Source organism: Paenibacillus sp. SEL3 (assembly GCF_054602585.1).
In genome coordinates, this window is sequence record NZ_CM137725.1 from 1,324,702 (window position 1) to 1,351,613 (window position 26,912).

Annotated in this window: 28 protein-coding genes; 10 read left to right on the forward strand and 18 right to left on the reverse strand. The window is 45.7% G+C overall.

Features of this window, described 5'->3' with window-relative positions:
- Positions 1-144: 144 nt before the first annotated feature.
- Complete coding sequence (locus ACYCS5_RS06270; protein WP_459760966.1) at positions 145-1,875, forward strand: CPBP family intramembrane glutamic endopeptidase; 1,731 nt, start codon at positions 145-147, stop codon at positions 1,873-1,875.
- On the opposite strand, the gene uvrC is transcribed toward ACYCS5_RS06270, so the two are convergent.
- From uvrC to ACYCS5_RS06290, 4 genes are all read right to left on the reverse strand, one after another.
- Positions 1,844-3,928: an excinuclease ABC subunit UvrC gene (uvrC, locus tag ACYCS5_RS06275; RefSeq protein ID WP_459760967.1), complete on the reverse strand. Its 2,085-nt coding sequence runs from the start codon at positions 3,926-3,928 to the stop codon at positions 1,844-1,846. The two genes, ACYCS5_RS06270 and uvrC, sit on opposite strands and share 32 nt — an antisense overlap.
- A 160-nt stretch (positions 3,929-4,088) precedes the next feature.
- Positions 4,089-4,406 (reverse strand): thioredoxin, encoded by a 318-nt coding sequence (gene trxA / locus ACYCS5_RS06280; RefSeq protein WP_010347861.1) that lies wholly within the window; start codon positions 4,404-4,406, stop codon positions 4,089-4,091.
- A 125-nt stretch (positions 4,407-4,531) separates the two neighbouring features.
- Positions 4,532-5,479, reverse strand: coding sequence for a primosomal protein DnaI (gene dnaI / locus ACYCS5_RS06285; RefSeq protein WP_029518246.1), 948 nt, complete (start codon positions 5,477-5,479; stop codon positions 4,532-4,534).
- Positions 5,480-5,532: 53 nt separating this feature from the next.
- A complete protein-coding gene (locus ACYCS5_RS06290; protein ID WP_069012623.1) occupies positions 5,533-7,050 on the reverse strand; it encodes a replication initiation and membrane attachment family protein in 1,518 nt (505 codons plus the stop codon).
- A gap of 345 nt (positions 7,051-7,395) precedes the next feature.
- On the opposite strand from ACYCS5_RS06290, the gene hemQ reads away from it, so the two are divergent.
- Positions 7,396-8,175, forward strand: a complete 780-nt coding sequence (gene hemQ, locus ACYCS5_RS06295) for a hydrogen peroxide-dependent heme synthase (protein ID WP_023990152.1) — start codon at positions 7,396-7,398, stop codon at positions 8,173-8,175.
- A gap of 89 nt (positions 8,176-8,264) precedes the next feature.
- On the opposite strand, the gene ACYCS5_RS06300 is transcribed toward hemQ, so the two are convergent.
- From ACYCS5_RS06300 to ACYCS5_RS06320, 5 genes are all read right to left on the reverse strand, one after another.
- On the reverse strand, positions 8,265-8,423 hold the full coding sequence (locus ACYCS5_RS06300; protein ID WP_459760968.1) for a hypothetical protein: 159 nt from the start codon (positions 8,421-8,423) through the stop codon (positions 8,265-8,267).
- A 51-nt stretch (positions 8,424-8,474) separates the two neighbouring features.
- Positions 8,475-9,422, reverse strand: a complete 948-nt coding sequence (locus tag ACYCS5_RS06305) for an ABC transporter permease (RefSeq protein ID WP_459760969.1) — start codon at positions 9,420-9,422, stop codon at positions 8,475-8,477.
- Positions 9,419-10,756 carry an HlyD family secretion protein gene (locus ACYCS5_RS06310; RefSeq protein WP_459760970.1) on the reverse strand — a complete coding sequence of 446 codons (1,338 nt, stop codon included), beginning with the start codon at positions 10,754-10,756 and terminating at the stop codon, positions 9,419-9,421. Before ACYCS5_RS06310 ends, ACYCS5_RS06305 begins: the two co-directional genes overlap by 4 nt.
- A gap of 114 nt (positions 10,757-10,870) precedes the next feature.
- Positions 10,871-11,377 (reverse strand): MarR family winged helix-turn-helix transcriptional regulator, encoded by a 507-nt coding sequence (locus ACYCS5_RS06315; RefSeq protein ID WP_013372886.1) that lies wholly within the window; start codon positions 11,375-11,377, stop codon positions 10,871-10,873.
- Positions 11,378-11,511: 134 nt separating this feature from the next.
- On the reverse strand, positions 11,512-12,702 hold the full coding sequence (locus tag ACYCS5_RS06320; RefSeq protein ID WP_340886326.1) for an NAD(P)/FAD-dependent oxidoreductase: 1,191 nt from the start codon (positions 12,700-12,702) through the stop codon (positions 11,512-11,514).
- 231 nt (positions 12,703-12,933) lie between these two features.
- Here ACYCS5_RS06320 and ACYCS5_RS06325 point away from each other — a divergent pair, with 231 nt between their 5' ends.
- The gene (locus ACYCS5_RS06325; protein WP_165148522.1) at positions 12,934-13,938 is read left to right on the forward strand and encodes an NAD(P)/FAD-dependent oxidoreductase; all 1,005 of its coding nucleotides are present in this window, start codon (positions 12,934-12,936) and stop codon (positions 13,936-13,938) included.
- A 160-nt stretch (positions 13,939-14,098) separates the two neighbouring features.
- Here ACYCS5_RS06325 and sda read toward each other — a convergent pair whose 3' ends face one another.
- Positions 14,099-14,242: a sporulation histidine kinase inhibitor Sda gene (sda, locus tag ACYCS5_RS06330; protein WP_007431918.1), complete on the reverse strand. Its 144-nt coding sequence runs from the start codon at positions 14,240-14,242 to the stop codon at positions 14,099-14,101.
- A 282-nt stretch (positions 14,243-14,524) separates the two neighbouring features.
- Positions 14,525-15,181, reverse strand: coding sequence for a YheC/YheD family protein (locus ACYCS5_RS06335; RefSeq protein WP_165148519.1), 657 nt, complete (start codon positions 15,179-15,181; stop codon positions 14,525-14,527).
- 216 nt (positions 15,182-15,397) lie between these two features.
- Between ACYCS5_RS06335 and ACYCS5_RS06340 the strand changes: the two genes are divergently transcribed.
- Positions 15,398-16,933, forward strand: a complete 1,536-nt coding sequence (locus ACYCS5_RS06340; RefSeq protein WP_029518238.1) for a Ppx/GppA phosphatase family protein — start codon at positions 15,398-15,400, stop codon at positions 16,931-16,933.
- On the opposite strand, the gene ppk1 is transcribed toward ACYCS5_RS06340, so the two are convergent.
- A complete protein-coding gene (gene ppk1, locus ACYCS5_RS06345; RefSeq protein WP_029518237.1) occupies positions 16,893-19,001 on the reverse strand; it encodes a polyphosphate kinase 1 in 2,109 nt (702 codons plus the stop codon). The genes ACYCS5_RS06340 and ppk1 overlap by 41 nt on opposite strands.
- Before the next feature lie 307 nt (positions 19,002-19,308).
- On the opposite strand from ppk1, the gene ACYCS5_RS06350 reads away from it, so the two are divergent.
- The 3 genes from ACYCS5_RS06350 (at position 19,309) to ACYCS5_RS06360 (ending at position 21,276) form a co-directional block, all read left to right on the forward strand.
- The gene (locus ACYCS5_RS06350; protein WP_029518236.1) at positions 19,309-19,554 is read left to right on the forward strand and encodes a hypothetical protein; all 246 of its coding nucleotides are present in this window, start codon (positions 19,309-19,311) and stop codon (positions 19,552-19,554) included.
- Positions 19,555-19,755: 201 nt separating this feature from the next.
- A complete protein-coding gene (locus ACYCS5_RS06355) occupies positions 19,756-20,418 on the forward strand; it encodes a futalosine hydrolase (protein ID WP_340956752.1) in 663 nt (220 codons plus the stop codon).
- The gene (locus tag ACYCS5_RS06360) at positions 20,419-21,276 is read left to right on the forward strand and encodes a 1,4-dihydroxy-6-naphthoate synthase (RefSeq protein WP_459760971.1); all 858 of its coding nucleotides are present in this window, start codon (positions 20,419-20,421) and stop codon (positions 21,274-21,276) included. It begins immediately after the preceding gene.
- A 156-nt stretch (positions 21,277-21,432) separates the two neighbouring features.
- On the opposite strand, the gene ACYCS5_RS06365 is transcribed toward ACYCS5_RS06360, so the two are convergent.
- The 5 genes from ACYCS5_RS06365 to ACYCS5_RS06385 form a co-directional block, all read right to left on the reverse strand.
- Positions 21,433-21,753, reverse strand: a complete 321-nt coding sequence (locus tag ACYCS5_RS06365; protein WP_023990165.1) for a hypothetical protein — start codon at positions 21,751-21,753, stop codon at positions 21,433-21,435.
- Positions 21,754-22,066: 313 nt separating this feature from the next.
- Complete coding sequence (locus ACYCS5_RS06370) at positions 22,067-22,357, reverse strand: hypothetical protein (protein ID WP_029518233.1); 291 nt, start codon at positions 22,355-22,357, stop codon at positions 22,067-22,069.
- Positions 22,358-22,375: 18 nt separating this feature from the next.
- A complete protein-coding gene (locus ACYCS5_RS06375) occupies positions 22,376-22,702 on the reverse strand; it encodes a hypothetical protein (protein WP_039272696.1) in 327 nt (108 codons plus the stop codon).
- Positions 22,703-22,759: 57 nt separating this feature from the next.
- Positions 22,760-23,374 carry a hypothetical protein gene (locus ACYCS5_RS06380; RefSeq protein ID WP_459760972.1) on the reverse strand — a complete coding sequence of 205 codons (615 nt, stop codon included), beginning with the start codon at positions 23,372-23,374 and terminating at the stop codon, positions 22,760-22,762.
- A gap of 84 nt (positions 23,375-23,458) precedes the next feature.
- Entirely contained in the window at positions 23,459-24,388 is a 930-nt protein-coding gene (locus ACYCS5_RS06385; protein WP_069012614.1) for a DMT family transporter, read from the reverse strand.
- Positions 24,389-24,537: 149 nt separating this feature from the next.
- Here ACYCS5_RS06385 and ACYCS5_RS06390 point away from each other — a divergent pair, with 149 nt between their 5' ends.
- The 3 genes from ACYCS5_RS06390 (at position 24,538) to ACYCS5_RS06400 (ending at position 26,316) form a co-directional block, all read left to right on the forward strand.
- Positions 24,538-25,416, forward strand: coding sequence for a LysR family transcriptional regulator (locus ACYCS5_RS06390; RefSeq protein ID WP_029518230.1), 879 nt, complete (start codon positions 24,538-24,540; stop codon positions 25,414-25,416).
- Between the two features lie 193 nt (positions 25,417-25,609).
- Entirely contained in the window at positions 25,610-25,945 is a 336-nt protein-coding gene (locus ACYCS5_RS06395; protein WP_459760973.1) for a DUF421 domain-containing protein, read from the forward strand.
- Positions 25,942-26,316 (forward strand): DUF421 domain-containing protein, encoded by a 375-nt coding sequence (locus tag ACYCS5_RS06400; RefSeq protein ID WP_459760974.1) that lies wholly within the window; start codon positions 25,942-25,944, stop codon positions 26,314-26,316. The genes ACYCS5_RS06395 and ACYCS5_RS06400 overlap by 4 nt, the downstream gene beginning before the upstream one ends.
- 20 nt (positions 26,317-26,336) lie before the next feature.
- Here ACYCS5_RS06400 and ACYCS5_RS06405 read toward each other — a convergent pair whose 3' ends face one another.
- On the reverse strand, positions 26,337-26,780 hold the full coding sequence (locus tag ACYCS5_RS06405) for a ferritin-like domain-containing protein (protein WP_069012664.1): 444 nt from the start codon (positions 26,778-26,780) through the stop codon (positions 26,337-26,339).
- Positions 26,781-26,912: the final 132 nt, after the last annotated feature.

Here is a 26,912-nt window from a genome sequence, read left to right on the forward strand (position 1 = left end):
GTTTAATCGCAGCTTATCTTATTTTATTGGAACTTTAAAGTGCTTTCACTCTATTTTCATGAATATCGCTGGTCTGTTGGCGGGAACCTGTGCAGTATGATATCTTTAATGGATGTTCTTATTTACAGATTAAGGAGGAAACTCATGAATCCTATCGGGAAACCGGTCGTGCTCACGGCCAACTTCAAAAAATTAGGCTTGCTGGGCGGGATTGGCCTGATTTGCTTTTTTATCTTTCAATTGCTTATTCCCTCGCTTAGCAATCCGAGTCCAGAATCAGTAATGAATGCAAAGGTCATCAGCAAACAAGAAGCGGTCATACACGCATTGGACTTCGCCCGCTCCGAGCTGGGATATACTGAATCACAGCCAGAGGAGCCTCTGGTGACCTATCAGGCCGAAACAGATTTGTACGGTTATTTATCTAGAGAAAAACTGCTTCAACAGTACGACCGTACATGGAAGAAAAATTACCCTTACGAAACCTTTCGGGTCGATCTGCCTGAATCCTCAGCGAAGAGCAAGCTGCAAATTCATGTAGATTTATCCACTGGGAAGGTCGTTAGTTTTAAACGGATCACCTCCAGCACCAATTACACGCAGGCTGATATTTCTACGGATGAACAAGCACGTAACAGGCTTGTACGTGTGGCTGAGGACGGCATGACGCTTGAAGCCAAGGAGCAGGCGGCCGCTGTATGGGTGAAGCGCTTTGGCTTTAAGCCGTCGGACTTGAAGCTCGCGACCACTGAACAAGAAGGCGGATTAAAGTATACCGTAGACGATAAAAAAATTGGCGCCTCGGTACTTACACTGGCTTTTACTTTTGAAGACGGTGATGTTCGCTCCTTCACTCAAAGCTTTTCGGCCCCGTCATCCTATACCGATTATATCGAAAAGCAAACATTTTGGGCGAATTGGATGACCTATGCGGGTTATGCCCTATTTAGCTTTGTGCTGGGTGTACTTGCCATTGTGTATGCGTCACTCACCCGACGACATACTTCATTTGTACGCGGCATTGTTCTATCCGTTATATACTTTATTGCTAGTATAGCTGGGACCATGAACATGCTGCCTTTATTGCAAGCAGAAGCAGGCGGTAAGGGCATGCTTATATTTCTTATGGTTTTCCAGATTGGTGTTACCTTCTTCATGGCTGTAGCGCTCTACTTCTCCTTGGTCGGCGGTGACGGACTTATGCGTCAGGTTGGACTGAATGCATGGCCGCGTGCAAAAGAGCCGGGCTACGGGCTGTATGTGCTTCGCAGTATGTATGTTGGCTACTTGTGGGCCTTTATTTTACTCGGGGTACAATCCATCTTGTTCTTTATACTGGAGCGGACATTTAATACATTCTCCACCACAGATGCCACGCAATCCCCTTACAATATGGCTTATCCATGGCTACTGCCGATTATGGCCTGGATGGCAGGTATTGGAGAAGAGACTGTCTACCGTCTGTTTGGTATTCCGATGGTCAAAAAAATAGTGAAAAATACTTTTGTTGCTTGTCTGATCACCACGCTGATTTGGGCACTGGGACATACACTTTATCCGATCTATCCAGTGATTTCCAGACCTATTGAGCTGACTTTTCTTGGTTTGCTGTTCAGTTTTGTGTTCCTGCGTTACGGCTTTATTGCCGCTATGTTCAGCCACGTTATTTTTGACAGCATTCTAATGGGACTTAGTGTGATGAGTCTGGGAGACACTGTGAATGTGAGCGCTGGTCTATTCTGGATCTTACTTCCAGCCATCGTGGGTTACATCATTTATTGGTTTAGTCCTAAAAAACCAAATCGAATGATGTTTGAACCTATACAAAAAGAGGAGCCGTATTCTACGACTCCTCCTCCCGAAGGGCAGCTATAATCTGACGCGCAAGCTTATCCCCAATAGAGAGAGGCCGGAAGTCTTCGACACTGGCCTCTCTTATTTTTTTGAGCGATCCAAAATGCTTAAGCAGTAACTTACGCCGTTTCTCGCCGATGCCTGGAATAGAGTCCAGCCGGGAAGTTACCATAGATTTGCCGCGTTGCTCGCGGTGGAACGTAATGGCAAAACGGTGAACCTCGTCCTGAATCCGTTGCAGCAGATAAAATTCTTCGCTATTGCGTGCAAGTGTCACGGCCTCAGAGGACTCTCCCACTAATAGTTGGGAAGTTCTATGTTTGGCATCCTTCACCAGACCACACACAGGAATGAACAAACCCAGCTCATTTTGCAATACATCGGTCGCCGCCTTAATTTGTCCACGTCCACCATCGACAACGATCAAGTCGGGACGTTCCAAATTTTCCTTAAGCACACGTTCATATCTACGTCGGATAACCTCACGCATTGTTTCATAATCATCGGGTCCCTGCACAGAACGGATTTTATATTTACGATACTCCTTCTTGGCAGGTTTGCCATCAATAAACACGATCATGGCTGAGACTGGATCGGAACCCTGGATGTTGGAGTTATCAAATGCCTCCACCCGGTGCAAGCTATCCAGCCCAATGGCACGTCCGAGATTGCTTGCAGCTTTGGATGTTCGTTCCTCATCCCGCTCGATCAGCTTAAACTTCTCATCCAAAGCTACACGTGCATTTTCCGTCGCCATGCCTGTCATTTGCTTTTTCAGTCCACGCTGCGGTACAAGTACCTTTACATCCAACCATTCAGCCAGAGCGAGAGCCGCCGTACTCGGGTCCTCCAGTCCACCGGATAGTTGAGTTTCTATTTCCTTTATCTCGGCATCTTGGTCACCAGCTTGATCTTGATTCGTTGCCGCTGCATAAGTTGCCCGTTCTTCAGCCACCAGCAGTGAGTCAGCAGAATGCTCTGTCTCCGTTTGTATCGCATTCTCATCTGTCTGTCCGGTAACATCGGCTGTAGCTGCACTGTGGAGTGCAGTTTCAGCCGCAACCGGTTGATCGACATTGACCTGTTCCGCCTGCATCAGCTTAGGAGAATCCGGCAGCAATATTTCCTGCGGCACTGCTGGGTTGTCACTATAATATTGCGTCACATAGGACATAAAATCACTGTAAGCCTCACCGTAGAAAGGAAAAGTCGACATATGGCGCTCGATCATTTTACCTTTGCGGACATATAGGATCTGTACACACATCCAGCCCTTATCTACTGAAAAACCGAATACATCTCGATCTTTCGCATCCGATGTGGTGATTTTCTGCTTTTCCATCATCGCGTCGATGCTGATAATCTGATCTCGCAACTCCTTGGCCCGCTCAAAGTACAATTCCTCTGCGGCCTCCTGCATTTTATGCTGAAGATCCTTTTTAATTTCCTCATGTCCCCCGCTCAAAAAGGAACCAATTTCCTGACCAATCTGGTCATACGTTTCCTTCTCGACCTCTTTCACACAAGGCCCCAAACATTGATGCATGTGATAATACAGACACACTTCCTTGGGCATCACACCACACTTGCGTAACGGATACATACGGTCCAGCAACTTCTTCGTCTGATGTGCCGCGTAGGAATTGGGGTACGGTCCAAAATATTTTGCTTTATCTTTCAGAACGCGACGGGTCACCTCCAGCTTGGGGTGTGCCTCGTTCGTAATTTTCAAATACGGAAAGGTTTTATCATCCTTCAATAGCACGTTATAGCGTGGCTGGTACTTTTTAATGAGATTGCACTCCAAAATGAGCGCCTCCATATTACTGCCTGTAACGATATATTCAAAATCACGGATATCGGAAACCAGTCGCTGCGTCTTGCCGTTATGGCTACCTGTAAAATAGGAACGGACCCGGTTTTTCAACACTTTGGCCTTGCCGACATAAATAATGGTGCCTTCGCTATTCTTCATCAGATAACAGCCTGATGCATCCGGCAGTAACGCTAATTTGTGCCGTATGTTCTCCAGCGCCTTTTCCTGATTCTGCAAGTCCTCCGCATAAGGTTTCATTTGCCCGGTTCCTCCTTCCATTCTTAATGACTACTCAACTAACTACTTATAATATATAGGAATAATACACAAAAACGCCCCCGGTATTTACAACCGGAGGCATTGACCTTTCATGGCCGCTCCACCAAGCCCCCGCGGGAGCATGGGTCACATGCGATGATTATTGGTGCTTAGTAAGCATGCTTTTCAGCGCTTCTTTGGAGTTCAGACCTACCACTTTATCAACAGGCTGTCCGTCTTTGAAAACGATCAGGGTCGGAATACTCATCACGCCGAAACGGGAAGCAGACTCTGGATTTTCATCCACGTTCACCTTCGCGATTTTGACGCTGTCGCCAACTTCTGTGGACAGATCCTCCAGAATAGGAGCGATCATTTTGCAAGGACCGCACCATGGCGCCCAAAAATCAACCAAAACGGTTCCTGTGCCTTCGACTTCTGCGTTGAAGGATTGATCGGACACGTTAACAATTGCCATTGTATGTTCCTCCTTTATAGAAAAGTCAAGATTATTATAACCTGTAATGTCTGTTTCGACACCTTTTAATTATATCACAATAGTCTTTTAATTGTAAGATATCGAAATAGCAGACGGATAAACGCTTACCCCCGCTGATTTTTTCCCTTTACGGTAATGACATCTACAAAAGGACGAATCCGGTCCATCAAGCGTTGTCCTTTATACATTTCCTCTCCATCCTTGCTCGTAAAGCTGAGATGCTTCTCCAGTCCCTGCAAAGAATAATTGGAAGTATAAAAAGTAGGTTTGCGGTTCATTCGGTAATTCAAAATAGAGCCCATCACGTGGTCCCGTACCCACGGGCTTAAATTTTCGGCACCAATATCGTCAAATACAAGCAGATCACAATTTTTGAGCATTTCGGTCGTTTCCTTAAGCTTCTGCCCATCCTGGATCATGGACTTTAAGTCCTCCACAAAATCAGGCATATACACGATCACACCGTTCAGACCCGACAGGGCCAACTCGTGCAATAAATAGCCCATCAAAAAAGTTTTACCCGTACCAAACGTACCTTCCAGATACAGTCCTTTTTTGGATAGACCCTGACTTTTCGTTTCTTCAATGTAACGGAATAGCTGTGTGACGGCAGGCATGCGTTGTGAATCTTTACGCGCAATTTCAAGGGCGTTATATCCCTCCAGAAGTGCGCGTTCATCCACATAGAAGCTTTTAATTCGCTCACGCACCCGTTGCTCATGTTGGGAAGCAATCTGCTTCGCACATGGGGTCCGAATGTCTACAATTTCAGCAGTTCCATTCGGATATTCCACGCCCAGCTTGCAAAAGTGGCCCTGAAAATCGTTAGGACACCGTTCCAGTCCCGGACAATTGTCGCAATTTCGACGATCTCGGGCATACTGAAAGAGCATGCTCATGTTGAGTCGCAATTGTGTTTCGTCCACATCAGGATGCGCAGCACAAAACTCCTGCACGAGCGGATCATTTAGAACCTGATCGGCTACATTGCGAGTGCGCTGGCGAAACGAAGGGTTCTGCATCTGCTGCAGCAAATCGCCCAGTGATTCCAAGAACGCTCCTCCTTTCTTAAAAAGTGCAGAGTTATGGATACCTTAAAATCTACCTACACCTTTTTCTGTTTACCGGATTGCATTCGTTCGGCCAGACGCAGCAGTTCATCCAATTCTTCCTCAGATACAGACTCCTCGGAAGGTTGATCTTGAACGATTGGAATGGATGGCTTGGCTGGCCCGTTATTTTTGGCATACGCGCGGGATCGGCCGCCGGAAGGAGAAGCAGAGGACTGTTTTCCTTTTACCTTAGCTTGATCCCTTATATATTGAACGGCTTTCTCGTAAGTGTTTACCTGCTTAAGCAGCATATTGGAAGCAACGGCCTCGACAAAGTTGCGGTTAATCCGCTGATCGCTCCCGGATACGAGCAGTGACATCAAATAATGGATCAGCACGTTGATGACTTCGCCTGGCAGCTTATAGCTGATATCAATTTTCTCGAATATATCCAGCAGGTTACCGGGAACCGTGCCGGGGAAAAAGGTTTGCAGCAAACGACGATAAGGCTCGTTGCGCAACATCATATTATATTGGTGAATGTCACACTTGGCTGTGAATTGTGGGGGAACCTCCACATAAAATTCCATTTCCACAGCTTGCTCTGCAGGCGGCTCTTCAGATGTGGAAGCTTCCCTTTGGCGCAAAGCAACTACCTTGGCGGCTTGAACCTGCTGCTCCTCCTGACGCTTGCGATCCTGTCTGGAGTGCTGGCTAGCCCGAAGCTGAAGCTCGTCGAGCAACAAGTCGCCTGCTTCGGTAAAAATACCATCCTCATCCAGCAAGCGGCTAATATCCTGTACAGAAAGATCAAATTTGCGAACAACGTAATTGACCATGCCTAACTGCTCGTGCTCAAACCGAAGACGCTCCACGTGCTTACGATTGGCAGATTCACGCGGAAAACGGAGAATAATATCTGCATAATTCAATGCTTCCTCCGATTCTGACGCAAGTGGTCCAGTCTGACGGCTAGTAGACACCTCGGACAACGCCTGCTCCAATTCATAATCTATAACATGGGTATTCAGTTCAAATAACTCATAAAATGGAATCGAAATATTCTCTTTATTATAGGAAGATTGCGACCATTCGCTAGATTCTCTGCTCCACAATGATTCTCTCAGAGAAAGCACTGCAAACTTACCGATTTTGTCTCTCAACAAAAGGGTGAGATGCTGTGTTCTGAAAAATTCAGCAGGTGCGAGCGGCGGCTGCATCTCATATTCATACATATAGTCGTCCGTTTCGGGTGCATACAGCCTGGACGTCTGTAACAGACCGACGGCCTCCAGTTTGGAGGTCTGTTCAATCAAATACTTGCGTCCCTTCTCACTCGGCTCCAGTCCCAGTGTCAGAAAAAGGCGACGCTGCTGTTCCAACGGCGAATAACCGATTTGTCCGACTGGCACATGCTGGAACAACAGTCGATACAGACTGACCGCAAATGCGCCTACCATCGGCTGATAGACGCTTCCCAGCATCAATTCATCCAGTGCGCTCAAGCCAAATTCCCGATAAACGCAGTAGCGGTGGTTCTCAGTATAGTGCAGCAGGTTTTTCATCCGCATTCCAACATTCTTCCTTTCCTGACATAACGGTCTCCAAGATGTTTTTCTATTCTATCATACTTGCCTTCTGGTGGGACCAACAAAATAAGGGCAATTGTTCTCCTTTTTGGCAGCCGTATTCGTCTGAGTTCTACTTTTTTCGAGAATACTAACTATTTTATGACTTTGTGACCTGCATCATGGTAAAAATAAAATTCTTCACACTTCTTTCATTGGTGAAAAGCTTTACTTTGAGCTACAATATAATGGTTAAGTATCACGTATTGGATACAGGAATGATATTAGGAAGTACACATATTTCGGCTAAGCCGATTACCATTTACAGATCGTAAAGGAGTGTAGATCGTGAGTCAACATCAACCTCAACAAACCCCAGCAACACCTAACGAAGTAGCCTCCACACTGGAAGGCTGGTATGCGCTTCACGATTTTCGGTCCATCAACTGGACAGCATGGAAGACAGCAGACGATGAAGAGCGCGCCGGAGCACTGGACGAGCTTCAAGAGTTTATGAAGGAATGGAACGTTACCGAGGAAGCGGGTCTGGGCAGCTCAGCTGTCTATACTGTAGTCGGACAAAAGGCTGATTTTGTCATGATGCACCTGCGCGAAACGCTGGAAGACCTCAATAAACTGGAAAATGATTTTAACAAAACAACCTTCGCCAAATATACAACTAAAACCTACTCTTATGTGAGTGTGGTGGAACTGAGCAATTATTTGAGCAAAGATGAAGATCCTATGCAAAATCCACAAATTGTCGCACGCTTGAAGCCTGTATTAAACAAGGCCCGTTATATTTGTTTCTATCCAATGAACAAAAAACGTGATCTAGATGACAACTGGTACATGCTTTCAATGGACGAGCGTCGCACCTTGATGCGCAGCCACGGTTTAATTGGACGCAGCTATGCTGGCAAAGTAAAGCAAATCATTTCCGGTTCTGTCGGCTTTGACGATTGGGAATGGGGCGTAACACTGTTCTCCGATGACGCACTTCAGTTCAAGAAGCTAATCTACGAAATGCGTTTTGATGAAGTCAGTGCCCGTTACGGTGAATTCGGCTCCTTCTATGTCGGCAGCGTGTTGAATGAAGAGACATTTGAAGACATGTTGAAGCTGTAAAGCACAACCGTTAGTACCATATCGCAGCATACAATTAAGGATTCCGCGAACTCCCACTTTCGGGACGACGGAATCCTTTTTTTATTGCATCACAGGCTCACCACGACGGACGAATCCTCACTTTTCGCCAGCTTTCTTTTCTCCAAAGCGATCTGAATAAAGATAACAAGCAGCAGACCACTTAATAGGATCAAAAAGCCGCCAAGCTCAGGAATAAAATACTTCAGGCTCCCACCTTTGAAGCCCATCCCTCTCAAAAACTTGAAATGCCAGGTCAATGGAAGAATATTACTAATATATTACAGCGATGTAGGCAGCATAGCTACTGGCAATTGAGCGCCGCTCAGTAAAAACGAAGGCAGTATAATTAGCATGAGGCGTGGGGAAGCTTTTCCCGGATTCGCCGCATTCCACCCTAAAGCCATCGCAAACAAACTCAACGTAATCGTGTACAGGAGAAATGGGATACTGAGCTGCCATACATTCGCTTCAAAGCGCAGTCCGCCAATTTGCTTAAGTAAACCAATGGACAGGTAAAAGGAAACACATCCTACTAACGCATACGGCAACACCCTAAGAATCAAACCATACGAAAACTGAAGCTCCTCTTTTAATCTTCCTTGCTCCCGCAATCGCGGGACAATTGTCAGTACAGTAGCACCCATCAGTGAAATCATGACCGTATTAATGAACCCCATAACTGAGGTCATCAAAGTAGCATTGGTAGGATTATATAACAGGCGCTGCTGAAGCAGCATATTGGAAGTAAGCCCTGTAACCTGGCTGTCACTCATTCCCATACCCTTTAATCCACCACCAGCCAGCATCGCATTTTCCGTCGCCATGATCTCTGTGACTGCCGAGCGTAGATTTCCAGTAGCCTGACCTACCGTATTATCTACATAGAAACCGATGTTGCTCTGAACTCCTTTGATCCTATTTTCCTCCAACCCAGCTGGAAGGTAAATCACCGCAAAAAACTTTTCATTATATAAAAGTAAATTCGGATCGGCTTCATTCTCTTGCACATGGCGTACATCAATATACTGCGATGCATCCAATTTATTAATAAGCTGTCGGCTATAACTGCTATGATCTAAATCGACTACAGCTACAGAGGCATCGTTAAGCTGATTATTTTTAAAAACAAATCCAAAGGCTACAGCTACTACGATAGGAACGAGCAGCATGATAAAAACCATCTTACCACTGATCATCAGCTTCCATTCTTCTATAAACGCCTTCATTTCGTCACAACCTCTACCGTCATTCCAGGTAATAATTCAGATGTTCGCTGGACATCCACCCGCACTTGGAAAGAGCTTATATCCGACAGACCTTTGTCCCGACTCATTCTCATGTTGGTATACTGAGGGGCAGAAGTAATGTACCTCACCTTGCCTTGGACATCTTTATCTAAAGCTACGACGTGCGTATTCACATTTCCCCCAGCTTTAAACTGTGACATGGAATCCTCGCCCACATAAATATCGTAGTATAGCTGATTGGTTTCAATAACGACGCCCGTTGCCCCCGTAGAAACGATCTCTCCCATTTTAGGTACAATACGCGACACCTTACCATCTGCGGATGCCTTCAGCACCATACGTCCGCGCTGCAATTCCAAAGTTTTGAGTTGAACACTTAATGCCTGCTTTTGTTGAGCCAGAAGATCCACATTGTATTCGCTATTCTTAACATCTTTTCGTGTTTGCGAGGTTTGAGTCAAGGCTTCCTTGGCTTTTTCTGTTTTGATACGAGCCTGCTGGCGTTCCTCAGCCGTTGCGCCTGCCTCCATTTTATCCAAAGCGGTTTGCTGCTGAGCGATCCCATTTTTAGCAATATCCGATTGTTTGCTAGCCGCTATAATCTGGTTTTTGGCAATTTCAACCTGATCTGTAGCTGTATCTAACGCGATTTGGGCATTATCCAGTTGGTTTTTGGCGTTATCCAGTTCTGCTTTAGTTCCAGCTCCAGCATCATATAACGCTTTGATACGGTTGTAATTCACATTAGCCAAGTCCAGAGCCTGTTGTCTGGATGATACTGTTTTTTGCGCGATTTCCGCATTCCTTTTGGCTGTCTCTACTCCTGTCAGAGCTGCGTCCAACGATTGCTGTGCTGCTTCAATAGCCAGCTTTTGTCTTAGAATATCCTCCGCACGTGTTCCTTGATTTAATAAGGACTCTCCTGCTTGCGCGGCTTGAATGTCCAATTGTCCCTGTTTTTCTGAAGTTGAAATTTTCTCCGACTGATTTTGCAGCCCGTCTTTAGCCTGTTTTATTTTCACATCAGCCTGTGCGATATCCGTTTTTAATTTCTCAATTTGCAAATCAAGGTCTACAGGATCGAGGGTCATGAGCACATCCCCTTTTTTCACCTGTTGTTCTTCCTTCACCTCAATCGTGTTTACTCTTCCCCCTACGCCCTGAAAAGCAACATTTACGGTATCTGCCGTAAGCAGTGTGTTTTTTTGTTGGGCTGCCATACTCACAGCATCCTTGCCGCTCATTGCCATCAGCGTACCTCCGGTACCTAATGCAACAACAAGTAGCACGTACACAATGACCTTTTTATTCATTGCAATAAACTCTCCTTCATGATGATTTAGCCAATGATAGTTAAAAAATAATAGTCAAAAACAAATAAGGAATCTGATAGTACGGCATCTAACTATTTAAGCCGGGAAATTTGATTACTCCCGTTTTATCCGTTCAAGTCCTGAGGAAAACTTATTTAATAACGTAGCAAATAGAATATGATCTTCCTTTGTAAATTCATTCATTAAATCCGAAAAAAGCTGGATGAACATCGGAATTTTTTCCGTCATTAACTGTTTTCCTTCATCAGTCAAGGAGATCGCGGTCATACGTCGATCCGTCAGCGTACTTCTTCGGATGATGCCGTCCCGTTCCAGCTTATCAATTACGCTGGTTACTGTTGAACGAGTAACCCCTGAATATTCAGCCAGCTCTGATGGAGTCAATGCACGTTCATGTAAAAACAATGGCATTAAAATTTTCAGGTTGCCTACAGATAGCCCATATTCCGAGAGTCTGGAAGACACTCCATTGTACACTTCATGTGCTGCCTGCACGAAAAGTACCCACGTATTCAACGATTGGGAGTCCACATTTGGAAACTTTTCAGTCAATAAATGTATTCTACTGGGATCGGCATTGATTTTAAAATCAGAATTCAATGTGAAGCTCCCCCTCTGTAATTAGTAATCATACTATACGACGTCAAATAGTTATGGGTCAATATCTTTTTTTGTCCACCTAAATAAAAAAGGTCTCCAAGCTCTTTTCAAGGAGTCATGGAAACCTTCTGGCCTTAGAAAAACCGTCCTTTTTTCAGTACCAGTGGAATTCCGCCAATGATGAACAGATAGCGGAGATCCACAATTTTTTTCAATTGTGCGGCCACCCAACCTTTTATTTTGCGCTTACCCACCACAGCGACGGCTTCGCCTTTTCCAAGAGAAGCAACCGTCCCTTTGTTGGAAAATACGAACTTGTGCAGTTCCTTTTTGCGAAGAGTAGCGGCCAGATTCTTGGCACAAAGGACCCCTTGCTGCATCGCAATTTGGGCCGTCGGTGGATAAGGGCGTCCTTCGGGATTAAACATCAAGGAGCTGTCCCCGATAATAAAAATGTCATCATGTTCCGGTGCACGCAGAAAATCGTCGATTTTCACCCTTCCGCGCATCACTTCGAATCCAGCTTTCTCGATTAATCCGTTCCCACGGATTCCTCCCGTCCAGACCACGGTGCAGGCTTCGATTTTCTCACCCTCACCAACGATTACACCATCCTGTAAGCATTCCTTAATCGGAATTCCAATGCGGAAGGTGACCCCTTTTCGCTTAAGGACATCCATCGCATACTCCACCAGCTCAGGATCGAACCCTGGCAGTGCCGTTGGAGCCGCCTCGACGTTAATGATTTGAATTCGGTTAAAATCGATGTCATACGCTCTAGCCAGCTGTGGCAAACGATCCGCTAACTCCGCTACAAACTCAATACCGCTAAAACCAGCGCCCCCTACGACGAAATTGAGGCGACCTGGTTTACCGTCGTTTTTATACAAGGCCAGCTGGTATTCAATATGCTCACGAATCAGGCGAACCGAGTTAATACTGCGAATCGTCAGCGCGAACTTATCCATTCCCGGAATACCGAATGTTTCTGGCTCCCCGCCTAGTCCAATGACCAAATAATCATAGGAGAGCGAACCATCCTCCAGCAAGATTTTTTTCTCCTTCGGTATGATTTCCTTAACCGTTCCTTTGACTAAATCCACCTTGAACTCATCGATCAGTTGGGCAATCGGAATCCTTGAATGCTCAATCGTATCCGTACCTGCCGCAGGCATATGAAGATGTGTCGTAATATAGTGGTAATCATGACGGTTGATCAGCGTGACATCCGCCTCATTGTGCTTGAGCTCCTTTTGCAATTGCTGAGCCGTCAATATACCGCCATATCCGGCGCCCACAATGACAATTTTGGGAATACTGCTCATGCTTCTACCCCTTCCGATATACATAATTATTCAAAGCTGTTCTCTCAAAACGGTTAATTTACACTCACAAAAAAGTCTTCATCAAATATTAATAGCTTTAACTTTGCAAGCGGAACCTGGCAGTTTATAATGATAAACAGTGAATCATGCGTTCGGCGGCTATCTGAACCTCTATGCGGCTGATTCAATAATTACAAATTCCATACTATCCCTTTCGGAGGTGTTTTTAGAGTGACAACTCAATCCACAGGCGCGGAGATCCGCGATCTGATCATTATTGGAGGCGGTCCAGCCGGTATTTTCGCCGCTTTTTACGGAGGAATGCGTCAGGCATCCGTCACCTTAATTGAAAGTATGCCCCAACTGGGCGGCCAGCTTGCAGCCCTTTATCCTGAAAAATATATTTATGACGTTGCTGGCTTTCCTAAAGTAACTGCACAGGAACTGGTCAACAATTTGGTTCAACAAATGAACCACTTTAATCCAGAAGTGCAGCTAGAAGAGAAAGTCGTATCGTTAGAGAAAAAAGAAGAACGCCACTTCATCGTAAAAACAGACAAAGGTGGCGAGTATCATGGTAAGGCGGTTATTATTACCGCTGGTGTTGGTGCTTTCGAGCCGCGCAGACTGGAGCTTCCAGGTGCCGAACATTTTGAAAAAACGAACCTGCATTACTTTGTTAGCGACCTGAGCAAATTTGCAGGCCGAAAAGTGCTAATCAGTGGTGGCGGTGACTCTGCCGTAGACTGGGCACTCATGCTGGAACCAATTGCAGAACAGGTTACATTGATTCACCGCCGCGACAAATTCCGTGCGCATGAACACAGTGTCGAAAACCTCCTCGCATCCAAAGTAAATGTTATTACACCAACGGAAATTACAGAATTGCATGGAGAAGACACGATTACGAAAGTCACTCTTGCTCATGTAAAAACCAAAGAAACACAGGAAATCGAAGTGGACGATGTGATCGTTAACTTTGGATTTGTATCCACACTTGGCCCGATTGCTGAATGGGGAATTGAAATCGAAAGTAATTCCATCGTGGTCGATTCTCGCCAGGAAACCAATATTCCCGGCATTTTCGCCGCAGGGGATATTACAACCTATCCAGGCAAGCTCAAGCTGATTGCGGTCGGCTTTGGTGAAGCCCCTACGGCAGTCAACAACGCCAAGGTCTATGTAGATCCAGATGCCAAGTTGTCTCCTGGTCACAGCAGTAACATGAAAATGTAGTTTAGTTTAGACTATGACAAAAAAGGGTATTTTACTCCAAATTTGAATGTTTGGAGTGAAATACCCTTTTTTACGGTGTGCCTATTCGTTGCAGTGATTGTCCGTAAAGCCATTCGAACCCTGAATGACTTTACAGTCGCAGTACGAGAGCTTGTCCGGTCTAATGAAGGACTACGGCTGTATTCATCTCTAGATTTCTTTTGTGAATTTCAGCCAGCAACAGTGCAATGAAGTCACATTCAAGTTTAAGCTCGATTGCCATCTGATAGGAATCCAAAAGCATCTCATCCGTCAGCATAGCCATCCTCGACACAACCTTTCCTTTTATTTCAAAATCTATTCTATCAAAATACCAAAAACGGAACAAGCGTTCTGTTATCCACAGCCAATTGTGGAAATCCTGTGTATAAATTGTTGGTAAGTGTCGTTAACCCTTATATGTGACAGGGGATAATGTGGACAATATTTATACACAGAATTTTGAAGCTTGAACACAAAAAAAATATTTTTATTATTTATACAAATATATTATATTTAGCGTCTTGTTAATAGATTAAATTGGGATTTTATTGAAGAAAACAGAAATTTATTGAGGTCTTGTATTAACCTCTAAAATCCATACCCTTCCATTCTGATCAAGCCCGTAATCAAATCCTAGTTGTCCAATCCCAGGAAACCTTTTTTCCAGCACAGGAATACAGCGCTGTGTAAGTTCAATGATCTCTCGCCGCTTTCGCGTAGCAAGCCGCCGGGGATATATCATTCGAAGCGCATCTGTTCCCTTCAGCAAAGTTCCCCCTCTGCACAGATTCGTAATGACCAGTCCGGGACGAGCATGACGTGCAACTACCGCACGAAAATCCCATCTCTGCCCTTCCTTCACAACTTTGACTCGATAGTCGACAGGTCTACCTTGAATACTTGCCAGTTGGATCCCTTGTTGAATGAGATATGGGCGTTGGATTCGGAGCTTATGGATTCCGATTACAAGTGCTCTAAAATGACTGAACCGGTGCGTGTGCTCCATACGCGTGCAGGTGTATCCCCTACGCTCCTTTGCCACACGCATGACTCCGATTCCTCCGCCTCCTTTTACAGGTTTTATAAACACAAAAGCATGCCGCCGCAGCATCATGCGCAATTGATCTTCACTATATAGACAGGTTTCCGGTATATAAACGGCGGTATGTGGATGGTGGAGCAGCGCCTTCGTCTTTAGCCATTTGCTTGCAAGTTGTCTCATCTAACCCTCTCCTTTCGCCGTCAGGTATACTTATACATACTCAACAGGAATATTCTATTCTTGGATGATTGTCCGCGGCATGTGTCTATTTCGACAAGATCATGGCGAACGGTAGCATGCACCGAATATCACTGGTACAATGACAATAATCTACTACCATTTGCACGGAACAGCGGAAATTACCGCCAAATCGTTTTTCAACAAGGAGGTCAACTCATGAATAGCAAAATTGGCATCATGGACATTGGCTCAAACTCCATACGTCTGGTGATCTATGAAATGACAGAGACAGGAGCCTATCGCATTGTGCAGGAATGCAAAGAAGCTGCCCGACTGAGCGAAAAGGTTGGGGCCAACGGCCGTATGGAACGGGAGGCGATTCGAAGCATCGCTCCATTGTTGCGCCAATTTATGGCGGTATGCCATATGCACGGGGTTGTCCGTATGCGTGCAGCAGCAACAGCAGCCATCCGCAATGCCACGAATTCGGACGAAATCGTCCAATGGATTGCGGAGGAGACAAATTTAACACTGGAAATACTGAGCGGAGAGCAAGAAGGCTATGCCGGTTTTCTGGGTGTAGTGAACACTATGAATGTGAGTGATGGAATCATCATTGACATCGGGGGTGGCAGTACCGAAATTACGCTGTTCCGCGATCGAAAGCGACTGCATACGGTGTCATTTCCCTTTGGCGCCGTCAATATGAACTGGCGCTTTGGACGTGAGGTCAAGAATGGCGAATGGTCTCCTCAGCAGATTGAGGAAATGGAGAGCTTTGTCCGTTCTTCACTGCAAAATCATGATTGGATCTTCTCCAATCCGGATCTGCCATTCATCGGGCTAGGTGGGACCCTGCGTACTTTGGCTAAAATCAATCAGAAGCGGCAGGATTACTCACTTCCTGTGACGCACCATTACGAAATGACGATAGAAGATGTCGATTACTTCTATGGCAGTCTGCCCCATCTTCCCTATGAAAAACGCAAAAAAACAGCCGGCCTGTCCAAGGACAGAGCCGACATCATTGTACCGGGTCTTATTATATTGAAAACGATATTTGAAGCTGCTCAAGGCTCCGCGTATCTGGTCAGTGGAGCGGGTCTGCGAGACGGCCTATTTCATGAGCTGGTCAACGCTGAACAGCCCGTGGTAGCTAATCCGCTTATCACATCCATTCGCAATATCCTTTCGTTTGCTGTCCCGGTTAGCGAAGCGCATGTCAAGCGGGTTAACGAGTACGCCGTCCGGCTCTATGACACATTAGCTAGCGGAACCTCAGCTGCTATGGACAAACGTTTGTTACTGACCGCAGCAACTCTTTACAAAACGGGAGCTGCCTTGAATTACTATCATTTTCGCCAGAATTCCGTGTTCTGGATCTTACATGCAGGCATTGGCGGTCTATCCCATAGGGAAACGGTACTAGCCGCGTTGATCGCGGATTACCATCCCAAGAACCGGACCCCCCGTTTGCTACGCACACATGCGGATATTTTGGAGCCTTCCGACGAGGAACGTGTACATCGGCTCGGCTCGCTGCTCCAGCTCGCGATTGGCATGGATCGGAGTGAGTCCGGAATGATTACCAGCATCAATCCTACTACAGGGGATGACGCAATGCATCTTCGTTTGGAAAGCAAGAGTGAACCCATATTAGAACAACGAGAACTAGAATCCGTTGCGAAAGATTTCCAAAAGGCGTGGAACCTCACATTGTCGTGGTCCATTCTACCTTCTTCCAATTTCTAACCTTCATCGCTTCAGATTGGCTCCTGATGGGAGCCTCTTTGTCGTTTCTGGACACAAATTGATAGCTGCCATTAGGCAAAAGCTGGCGCGCCTTCACATTATCCCTTAACGATAAATGCAGAATATCTGCCAGCATTTCTTTGATCCCGTCATCATAAATCGGGCACATCAGTTCAATTCGGCGGGTCAAATTGCGCGTCATCCAATCCGCACTGGACAGAAATAACTCGGATTTCCCTCCATTTTCAAAATAAAACAATCTGGAATGCTCCAGAAAGCGGTCTACAATACTGATGACACGTATATTCTCGCTGAATCCTTCCACACCGGGACGCAAACAGCAGACCCCTCTGATGATAAGATCAATCTTCACACCTGCTTGGGAAGCCGCATATAGTTCATCGATCATCTCCTGATTGGATAAGGAGTTGATCTTGGCAATAATCCGGGCGGGCTTACCTGCCAATGCTTGCTCTGCTTCCCTACGGATGAGTTCAAACAGCTTGTTCTTCATTCCCGTTGGAGCCACCGTAAAAGCTTGCAAAGTCTTGAGCGCAGAGAATCCCGTGATTTCATTAAACAGTTCGGAGGCATCCTCACCAAGTACTGGATCCGACGTAAACAATCCGATATCCGTATACACACGCGCCGTGCTTTCATTATAATTGCCTGTACCTACATGCACATATCGTTTGAGTGCGTTGCGCTCATGGCGTATGACAAGAATGATTTTGGCGTGCGTCTTCAAGCCAACCAACCCATACACTACGTGACAGCCTGCTTTTTCAAGCGTACGCGCCCAGGCAATATTACGTTCCTCGTCAAAACGGGCTTTCAGCTCCACCACCACTGTTACCTGCTTGCCCGATTCGGCCGCACGTGCCAATGCCGGAATCAGCTTCGATTCCCCGTTGACACGGTACAGGGTCATTTTGATTGCCATCACATCTGGGTCCTCTGATGCCTCAATGATAAAATCAGTTACCGCATCGAATGATTCATACGGGTGGTACACGAGCACGTCCCGTTTGCGAAGTACGTTGAAAATATCCTCTTGCGGGGGCAGTTCTTCCGGATACAGTGGTTTGATTGCCGGAAATTTCAAATGTGAATACCCCTCCAAATGATCGGCAAAAGACGATAAAAATGTCAGATCCAACGGCCCGTCCACCTCAAACACATGGTCGAACAGCTTGAATTCGCGTTGAAGCTCCATCAGGGCATAGGGATGAATCCCTTTTTCTACTTCCAGTCTTACTGGCGCGCCCCGTCGTCTTCGACGCAGCTCTTTTTCAATCTCTTCGAGCAAATCTTCGATTTCTTCTTCATTAATGGATAAATCGGAGTTACGTGTCACACGAAAAGCATGAACGGCCTCTGGGATATACCCAGTGAACAGCGTTTGGATATGATGCTTGATCAGTTCCTCAATTAAAATAAATGATTTCTTCTTGCTATTGGAACGTAACGGCACTGTAACCACACGTGGAATATTCGAAGGCACCTGCACAATGGCAAAAAGCGGTTTATCCTCCTCCGTATCCCCCGGACGTCTCAAAACGACCGCTAAATATACGTATTTATTGTGAACGAGTGGAAAAGGACGGCTCTGATCGACCGCCATCGGCGTGAGCACCGGAAATATAATTTCATGAAAATATGCATCCAGCGACTTGCGCTGTGTCGTATTTAAGTCTTCATATTCGAGCAGTAAAAGACCTTTTTTCGTCAAGAGGCGAGAAATATCACGATAGGTCCGGTATTGTTCCGATACCATCGAGACAGTACGCTTGATCAGGCGTTTGTACAAACCGGAGGGGGTATATCCCGTAAAATCCTTTTGCATAAAACCCGCCTTGATTTTCTCGCGCGTCTCTGCAACACGAACAGCCATAAACTCATCCAAATTGCTAGATACAATCGCCAAAAATTTGGCTCTCTCCAGCAACGGTGTATCTGCATCCTGAGCTTCCTGAAGCACACGGCGATTAAATTCAATCCAGCTTAAATCTCGGTTAAAGTAACGTTCTGACCCGGCTTTATCCTTATTCTGACTCTCTATCAACATATGGCCTCCATCAATTCATGCAGTATAGTTACCCTTTATTGTACTATTAGATGAAACGCACTAGCATCACAGTAGTGTAAACGCAATGTAAAATGTGTGTAAACACAAACTGGATATTTGAAAAGGTCATTCGGATGCTTTACAAAAATAGCATTAAGCGGTACAGTGTTTACGTCTGTTTCATAGAGTAGATTGAAGAACCGTTTCTTTTTCAGTTGTTTATGTTCGTTATGATGTGTAGTAACCACTTAGAAGCCACATTCAATTGCTGATTTTCAAATGGCATGATATAGGGAGGATTTACGTTATGGAACCCAAGAAAACGCCACGCGTACTGCAAAAAAACATCGAATTTTTCACCGCAGCGCTGTCTCAACACCTCGTTACGGTCTGGCAAGAGGACCCTACAGGTGTATACTGTGAGATTGGCTGTGGATATATCGAGTTATTCAGTAGCGAGATGATTCGGGTGCGCAATCAAGATGGAACCCCAAGCCATTATGACCGCAATATTACCATGTTTCAGCTAATCACAAAGGATCAGCCGATATAATTATTATATGCTATGCCTGCGCTGTTCTTCCAGATTAGAATTGCTTTATGTTTACAACTACCGATTTTCATATCTGCTGAATCTTGCAGTTTTTTCAAAAAGCGCCTCAGAGCGCTTTTTTTGTCGACCTTTTTTGAACATCGTTTCGAAAAGCAGTATGATAAGGGAGCATATTACCTAAATTTAAAGGGGAATCAACCGATGGAGCATACAACATCAGATGAGCGCATCCTGGTTATGACCGCGGTTGAAGGCGAACGGGAAGCTGTACTGCGGGGCCTGAAAGGCGACACCCGTTTTGTGGTCGAGCTAGCTGGCGTGGGCGCACCGTCCGCGGCGGCTTCAACCGCGCTAGCACTGGCGGCGGCTGGTGACTACCGTCTGGTCATCAGCGCCGGAATTGGTGGCGGCTTCGCGGAGGTCGCTGCATTGGGGAGCGTCGTTGTTGCTGACGCGATCATTGCCGCCGACCTGGGGGCCGAGACGGCAGAGGGCTTCAGCAGCGTGGACGAGCTGGGGTTCGGCTCAAGCCGAATTGCCGTGAACGTTGCCATCGCGCAGCGATTGGTTCAGGCGTTGCGTGCCGCCGGACAGACGGCTGTCGCGGGGCCGATCCTGACCGTCTCTACGGCCACCGGTACGGCGGCAACAGCGGAACGGCTGGCCAAACGCGTTCCTGGAGCTGCTGCCGAAGCGATGGAAGGCTACGGCGTGGCCGTGGCGGCAAATAGGCTAGAACTGCCGACGATGGAAATCCGCACGATTTCCAATGCTGTCGGTCCACGTGACCGTGCAGCTTGGCGAATCAAAGAGGCTTTGCAAGCGTTGGAAGCCGCATTTTCTACATTAACGGAGGTTATATAGATGCAAATTGCTTTTTCACCTTGTCCCAACGACACTTTTGTCTTCCATGCCCTGGCGCATGGTTTGATTCCGGGCGCACCCGCGCTGGACATTACATTCGCCGATATCGACATCACCAACAATCTGGCGATCACACCAGACGGACTGGATATTATGAAAATTTCGTATGCTGCACTCCCTTGGGTACTGGATGAATATGCCCTGCTGCCTTGCGGGGGCGCACTGGGCCGGGGTTGTGGGCCACTCGTGCTGACCAAGGAAGGTTCCACCGTCGAAGGCCCGGAAGCCCTGTCCGGCAAGCGTGTAGCCGTTCCGAGTGAACGTTCCACTGCCTATCTGCTGTTCCGCCTGTGGGCAGCCAAGCATGTGCCTGGGGGTGTCGGCGAGATCGTCGTGATGCCGTTCGACCAAATTATGCCTGCTGTCCGTGACGGGAAGATAGATGCCGGACTAGTTATTCATGAAGCACGGTTCACGTATCCGTCCTACGGGCTTAGTAAGCAAGTCGATCTGGGGAACTGGTGGGAAGAAGATACAGGGCTGCCGATCCCGCTCGGAGCTATTATTGCCCGCCGTACGCTGGATCTGGATGCGATCACAAACTGGATACGCGCCTCTGTCGAATACGCTTGGCAGCATCCCGAAGCTTCGCGTGAATATGTATTGTCTCATGCACAGGAGCTTTCACCCGATGTTGCCCAATCGCATATCGACCTGTACGTTAACGATTTTACCGCCAATCTGGGCGACAGCGGATATGCCGCCATCGAAGCTTTGCTCGGTCGTGCCGCGCAGGAAGGGCTGGTACCTTCGTTTGATTTAACCCAACTGCGTCCTACATCCACAACAACACGTTAAAAGGGATAGACATGCCTTGCATGTTTTCCTACTGAATAGAGTAGTTTAAACATATAAAACCTCCCGAACGAGCACATGGCCTAGCCATGCGCCCCATTCGGGAGGTTTTATCATTTCATATGGCGAATCTTCATTCGACTCGCTTGATCCCTATCCTTAGTTCTGTTCCTGCTCGACAACCTCGGTCTTAAATACGTTATCCAGTTTGGTACCCAATCTTTTGACCAGCGGCACCTTGATATCCCGGCTCAGCTCCTTGAAAAAAGCGTCCATGTCACAATTAATCTTATCCAACACGACCTTCACGGTACCCTCTTCCAAGATCTGCTCATTCAGATCCTCCGGTACGGTAACCGAGATATCATACTTCTTGCTTAACGTTTTAATGTAGCGGGTAAAGATTTCGATAAGCTCCTCATTGTTGAACTTCTCAACTGCAACTTGCCCTTTGTTGGTAAATTTCAAATTCACTCTCACGTTAGCATTTCCCCTTTTCCTTTTGACCATTTATTTTGGATAAACGTTGAACCTTTCAGAGGCTCTTCAAAGAAAGGGCCTTACCGGTCGTTTTAGACTCTTGTCCTTTGATATACTAAGTATAACACATTAAGGCCGTTTTCATTTCCCAACTTGTCGTTTTATGATAAAAAATGATAAAATTTGCGCATTTTCAGCATAAATTCTTTCTTTTCATGCCAATCATTAGGAATATCCCCTACACAAATACACAAAAAAACGCCTATCTCGCAAAAGAAAGACGTTTCCGTATAGATGCCTAAGTGGTATGCATTTACAGAGGTTTCGTACATTCCCAACCATGTGAACGATACTCACGCACAGCGTCTCGTATATCCTCAATATCATCAGAATGCAGCAAAACGGCAGGTAGAATAACCCAATATTCATTCTCCGCTAGATCAATAAATACGTCCTCGACATCGTAATATTGCATATCGCCAAATGCCGTGTCTCTGATCTTCTGTCCAACTAAAGGTGTAAACGGAGAATCAAATGTTTTCATCACCTTCGTATATTCCTTCACGCCCGTTGCCGAGATTTGCTGTGAAATAATGACGCTCAATGCTGTTACCTCCCTGACCTAATAATGCTCATTATACCCTTCTCTCAGACCCTCTACAAAACCTTGCGTAAAAAAAATCATAAAAATCAATAGACCGATGCCAATAGCAACGGAGCTGATTACAATAATGAAGATGCCCTGCGTGTTTCTTTGTTCCATTCGTTTCGTCAAAATTCCAAAAACCAAACCTAAGACACCCAACAATCCTCCAAAGACAAAAAAACTAAATATGAACCCCAAACCTGCAAAAATCCAGCCAAAGAAAGCGAGCAGCCATCCCTGCTGCTGCGGCTCGCTCTGTTTCATCTGCCAGCGTTCCCTCGCTGTAGGTGTGTATCTGTCCATTCCTTAACTCCCCCGCTTCATCTGCAAAACCCAACATCGGAATACATTAGGTTCCCCCTATTGCTGACCGGTGAGTTTAAAAGTGCCGCCTTCCCGCTTCCCAAGCGGATAATTTTGAACCGTCATTTCCACCCTCGTATTCTTATCCCATACCGGAAGCTTGTCAGATGTACCGTACTCTTTCATAGCTATGTTTATGACTTCCTCCGCCTTCTTCGTCAATACAGCTGAGGACATATTATATTTACCATAACCTTGATAAGCACCGCCAAAACCAAGATTAGGTTGATTGTTCACATTCAGTAGCACACCCTTCAACGTGCCATCCTCTGTTACATCAAAAGTCACTTTTTCCAATACAAAATCATCGGTAACGACAGATGTCTGCTCTAACATATGCGTTATAGCTGACAGGTTAGCTGTTAATCTAACTCGTCCCAGTAGCGCCTCTGTATCGTTGTGTTGCTTCGTTAACGCTTGTGTTGTTTTATTTAGTGAAGCGTTCGCACTAGTTAAAGTATTGACCTTCGTATTCAGATTATAATTCCACACCGCCAAGGCTATACATCCTAGTACAGCTACTCCTGAAATGACTGTTGCTACACTTGCGAGCTTACGAACAGAATGTGCTTGCGGCTCCACAGACTGAGCATGACTGCTTAATTCTCCCATACCAAACTTCCTCTCTACTTATATAGTCATATTTTACTATTCCCTCCTCTGATAATCTAGTATATTTTTCCTAATTCCATATTTCTATGCATTTGTACAGGAATTCGTTTCATCAGCCCTGGAGTTTCGGTTCTTTCGTTTTCTAGGAGATGCTGTATTTACCAGATACACACTGCCTGCAATCAGCACCAGCCCCACAACAAACGTCAAAGTAAGCGATTCCTTGAGCATTACCATACTAAAGACTGTGGACAACACCGGAATCATAAACGTATATGAGCCGACGGTTCCTGCATCTCCATTGTCGATCAGTTTAAAATAAATTATCCAGCCCATCGCAATCACGAATATCGAAATAAACAATAGAATTGCGATAAAGGAGGTCGTCCAGTGAATATCGCTCCATTTCTCGGTCGTAAATCCAATCCCATTGAGTATAATCCCTCCCAATACGAGCTGCATCGTCACCGCCCAAATGGAGTCCAGCTGCTGACTTTTTTTCTTCATATAAATCGTTCCGAGCGCCCAGCACAATCCTGAAGCTAGCCCCAACACAATACCCAGTACCGATAAATGCCCTGCCATTCCACCAGAGCTAATCACGATCACCCCGCCAAAACCCAGTACCAGTCCAATGACCTTCAGGGGAAACATGCGCTCCCCTAACCACATCCAGGAGAATAATCCCAACAGGATCGGCTGAAGGAATACTAAAGTGGAAAATAACCCAGCAGGCAAATAACGCAGCCCTACCGTCTGCAAGCCATAGTAGCCTGCAATATTAAATATGGACAGCACAAGATAAGTCCACGCATTCTGTCTAAAACGCAAGGTTTCCCGGTGACGTATAGCGAACAATAGCAGAATCACACCACCCAGCAGGGTACGGATTCCTGAAAAAAATATCGGCGGCGTATCTGGCAAAGCCAGCTTGGTCAACGGCCAGTTGATCCCCCATACCATCACTAATATCAAGACAAGCCACAACGTAGCTTTAGGTGTTAATTTTTTCATAGATGTCTTCTCTCCCTTAGATTTTTCATCGCTCATTGCTACCGACTAAAATCTGAATAGCCGTTTGCAAAGTTTTGCTTTACTAGCGTATACTGTGGTCACTAATAAATAAAATGAATGTTTTCAATAAGGGAGATAACTTTTCACTTATGACCATTACTCAGATTATGATCTTCGTTCGTGTAGCTGAAACGCTAAACTTCACCCAAACTGCCCATGAGCTGCATATGACGCAGCCCGCGGTCAGCCATGCCATCGCCAGCATCGAAAACGAGCTGGGTGTCCAGCTATTGCTGCGCGACCGAAAAAAAGGAGTGCTGCTGACAAATATCGGGCACAAGGTACTGCTGCAATTCCGTATGATGCTGCAAAGCATGGAAAAGGTACAGCAGCAGGTGGCTGCTGAAAAAGGTCTAGACGTGGGCACGATCACGATCGGTGCCTTTCCTTCTGCCTCAGCCTATTTTCTGCCCCCGATTATTCATCATATTCGTCAGCATTATCCGAACCTTGTTTTCGATCTACATGAAGGCTCCACGAATGAAGTCAAGGAGTGGGTGCATACCAGAGAAATCGAAGTCGGTATCATCCTGTTACCAGACCCTCAGGTAGATATCATCCCATTATGTCAGGATGACATGGTTATTCTCCTGCCAGACGGTCACCCTCTACAATCGCACAATAAAATTGCCATCCGTGACTTGAATGAGCAGGATATGATCTTTTGTAAAGGTGGACATGAGGTCGCCATTATGGAAGGTTTTGAACGGGAACAAAGTCAGTTGCAGGCACAATTCATTACTCACAATGTCAGCACCTTGGTCAGCATGGTTCGACAAGGACTGGGTATGGGCATTGTTTCTTCACTCGCCTTGTCCACGTTCCCCCATGATCTGACCGTCAAGGAGACTTCACCTCTGATCACACGTCAAATCGGTATCGCTGTACCATCCCTGCACAATGCTTCTCTGGCTGTACAGTTATTTGTGCGTACTGCGCAGGAGCTGTTTACGGATATGAAGCAGTAGAAGCATTGGATTATGAACATAAGGAGGTCTATTCATATGCAGAGAAATCAAATCATTCGACCAAATAGCTAAATTTCTAACCTATAAGCTTATACATCACATATAATGCATTAATTACATTGGTATATTATCCCATCCCAGCGGGTAACCTATATGCTGAATACCTGCAATTTTCAAACTAGGAGGGTTTTGCATGGATCATCTCGTTATTTTGATCAGAAGTTTTTCTGCATTCGTTATCCTCATGCTAATTGGGAGAATATTGGGGAAGCAAACCCTTTCCAATATGAACTTTCACGAATTCGTAACGGCAGTTATATTAGGAGCTATGGCTGCTAATTTTGCATTTAACCAAAAAATAGAAGTTGTCCACCTATTAATAGCCCTGTCTGTTTTTACAATTACTTCTTATGTTTTATCCAAGTTTTTTTTGAAATTCAGAAACTTTAAGATGTGGACAGAGGGAGCACCCACCGTTCTCATAGAAGGAGGGTTCATTCTCGAAGATAACCTAAAAAAAATAATATGACATTGGATTCTTTAAACCAACAACTTCGCCAGAAAGAAATTTTTAATATAGAAGAAGTGCAGTACGCCCTCCTTGAGATTAACGGAAAACTATCTGTTCAAAAGAAAAAGGAACTGCAAGCCGTGACATTAAAAGACCTGCAGTTGAATGCAGGTAATGCCACACAGTTCCCAATTGAGCTTGTAATCGACGGACAGCTTTTGCATGGCAATTTAAACTCCAATCATATTCCCGAATCATGGCTGCTGTCTCAACTGAAGGCCCGCGACAAAAAGTTAGAGGACGTATTCTATGCCGTTAAAGGCAGCAACGGCCAACTCTATGTGGATGAATATAAGGATAAAATCCAGCATCCAATTGATGTGGAGTAGTATTGACTTTCGGTCAATAGTTACCTGAGATTCAACGTAATCAGATAATTGTATTTGGCAGCGTGCTTAAGCTCATCCAAAATGATACCGTACACCGTGTCCTTATAGATACCGGCAGGCAAACCAAACCAGATGTTGCGATATCGTTCCACCGCACCCAACTCTCCCATCAAGGCGCGCTGTAGACCTTCTGTATAAGATTGCACCCTCTCATATTGCTCACTACTGATGCCTGCAATTTCCTGTCCTGTCAAAGCCCGATACATCTCTCTGAACATTTTATTGTGACCGCGCTCATCATTACGGATGCTTTCAATAATAGCCACCTGCTCTTGTGAGGGTGCCAAATTGATCAATTCATCGTAGAACAACTCATCGTTACGCTCCCCTTGTACCGCTTCCTTTATCATTTGTACTGCTTTCGGAAATCCTGTGTTCCAGATCGGTACAAAATCGGCCCGCATATAGTATGAATTTCCCCAGTAAGAAGGTACTTGATACAAGTTTATTCCTCCTAATGTTAGTTTTTAGAAAGTATATGCGCATCTGCCCATGTCGGTTCCTAACATTAGGAGAATATACTGATGATAGCTATC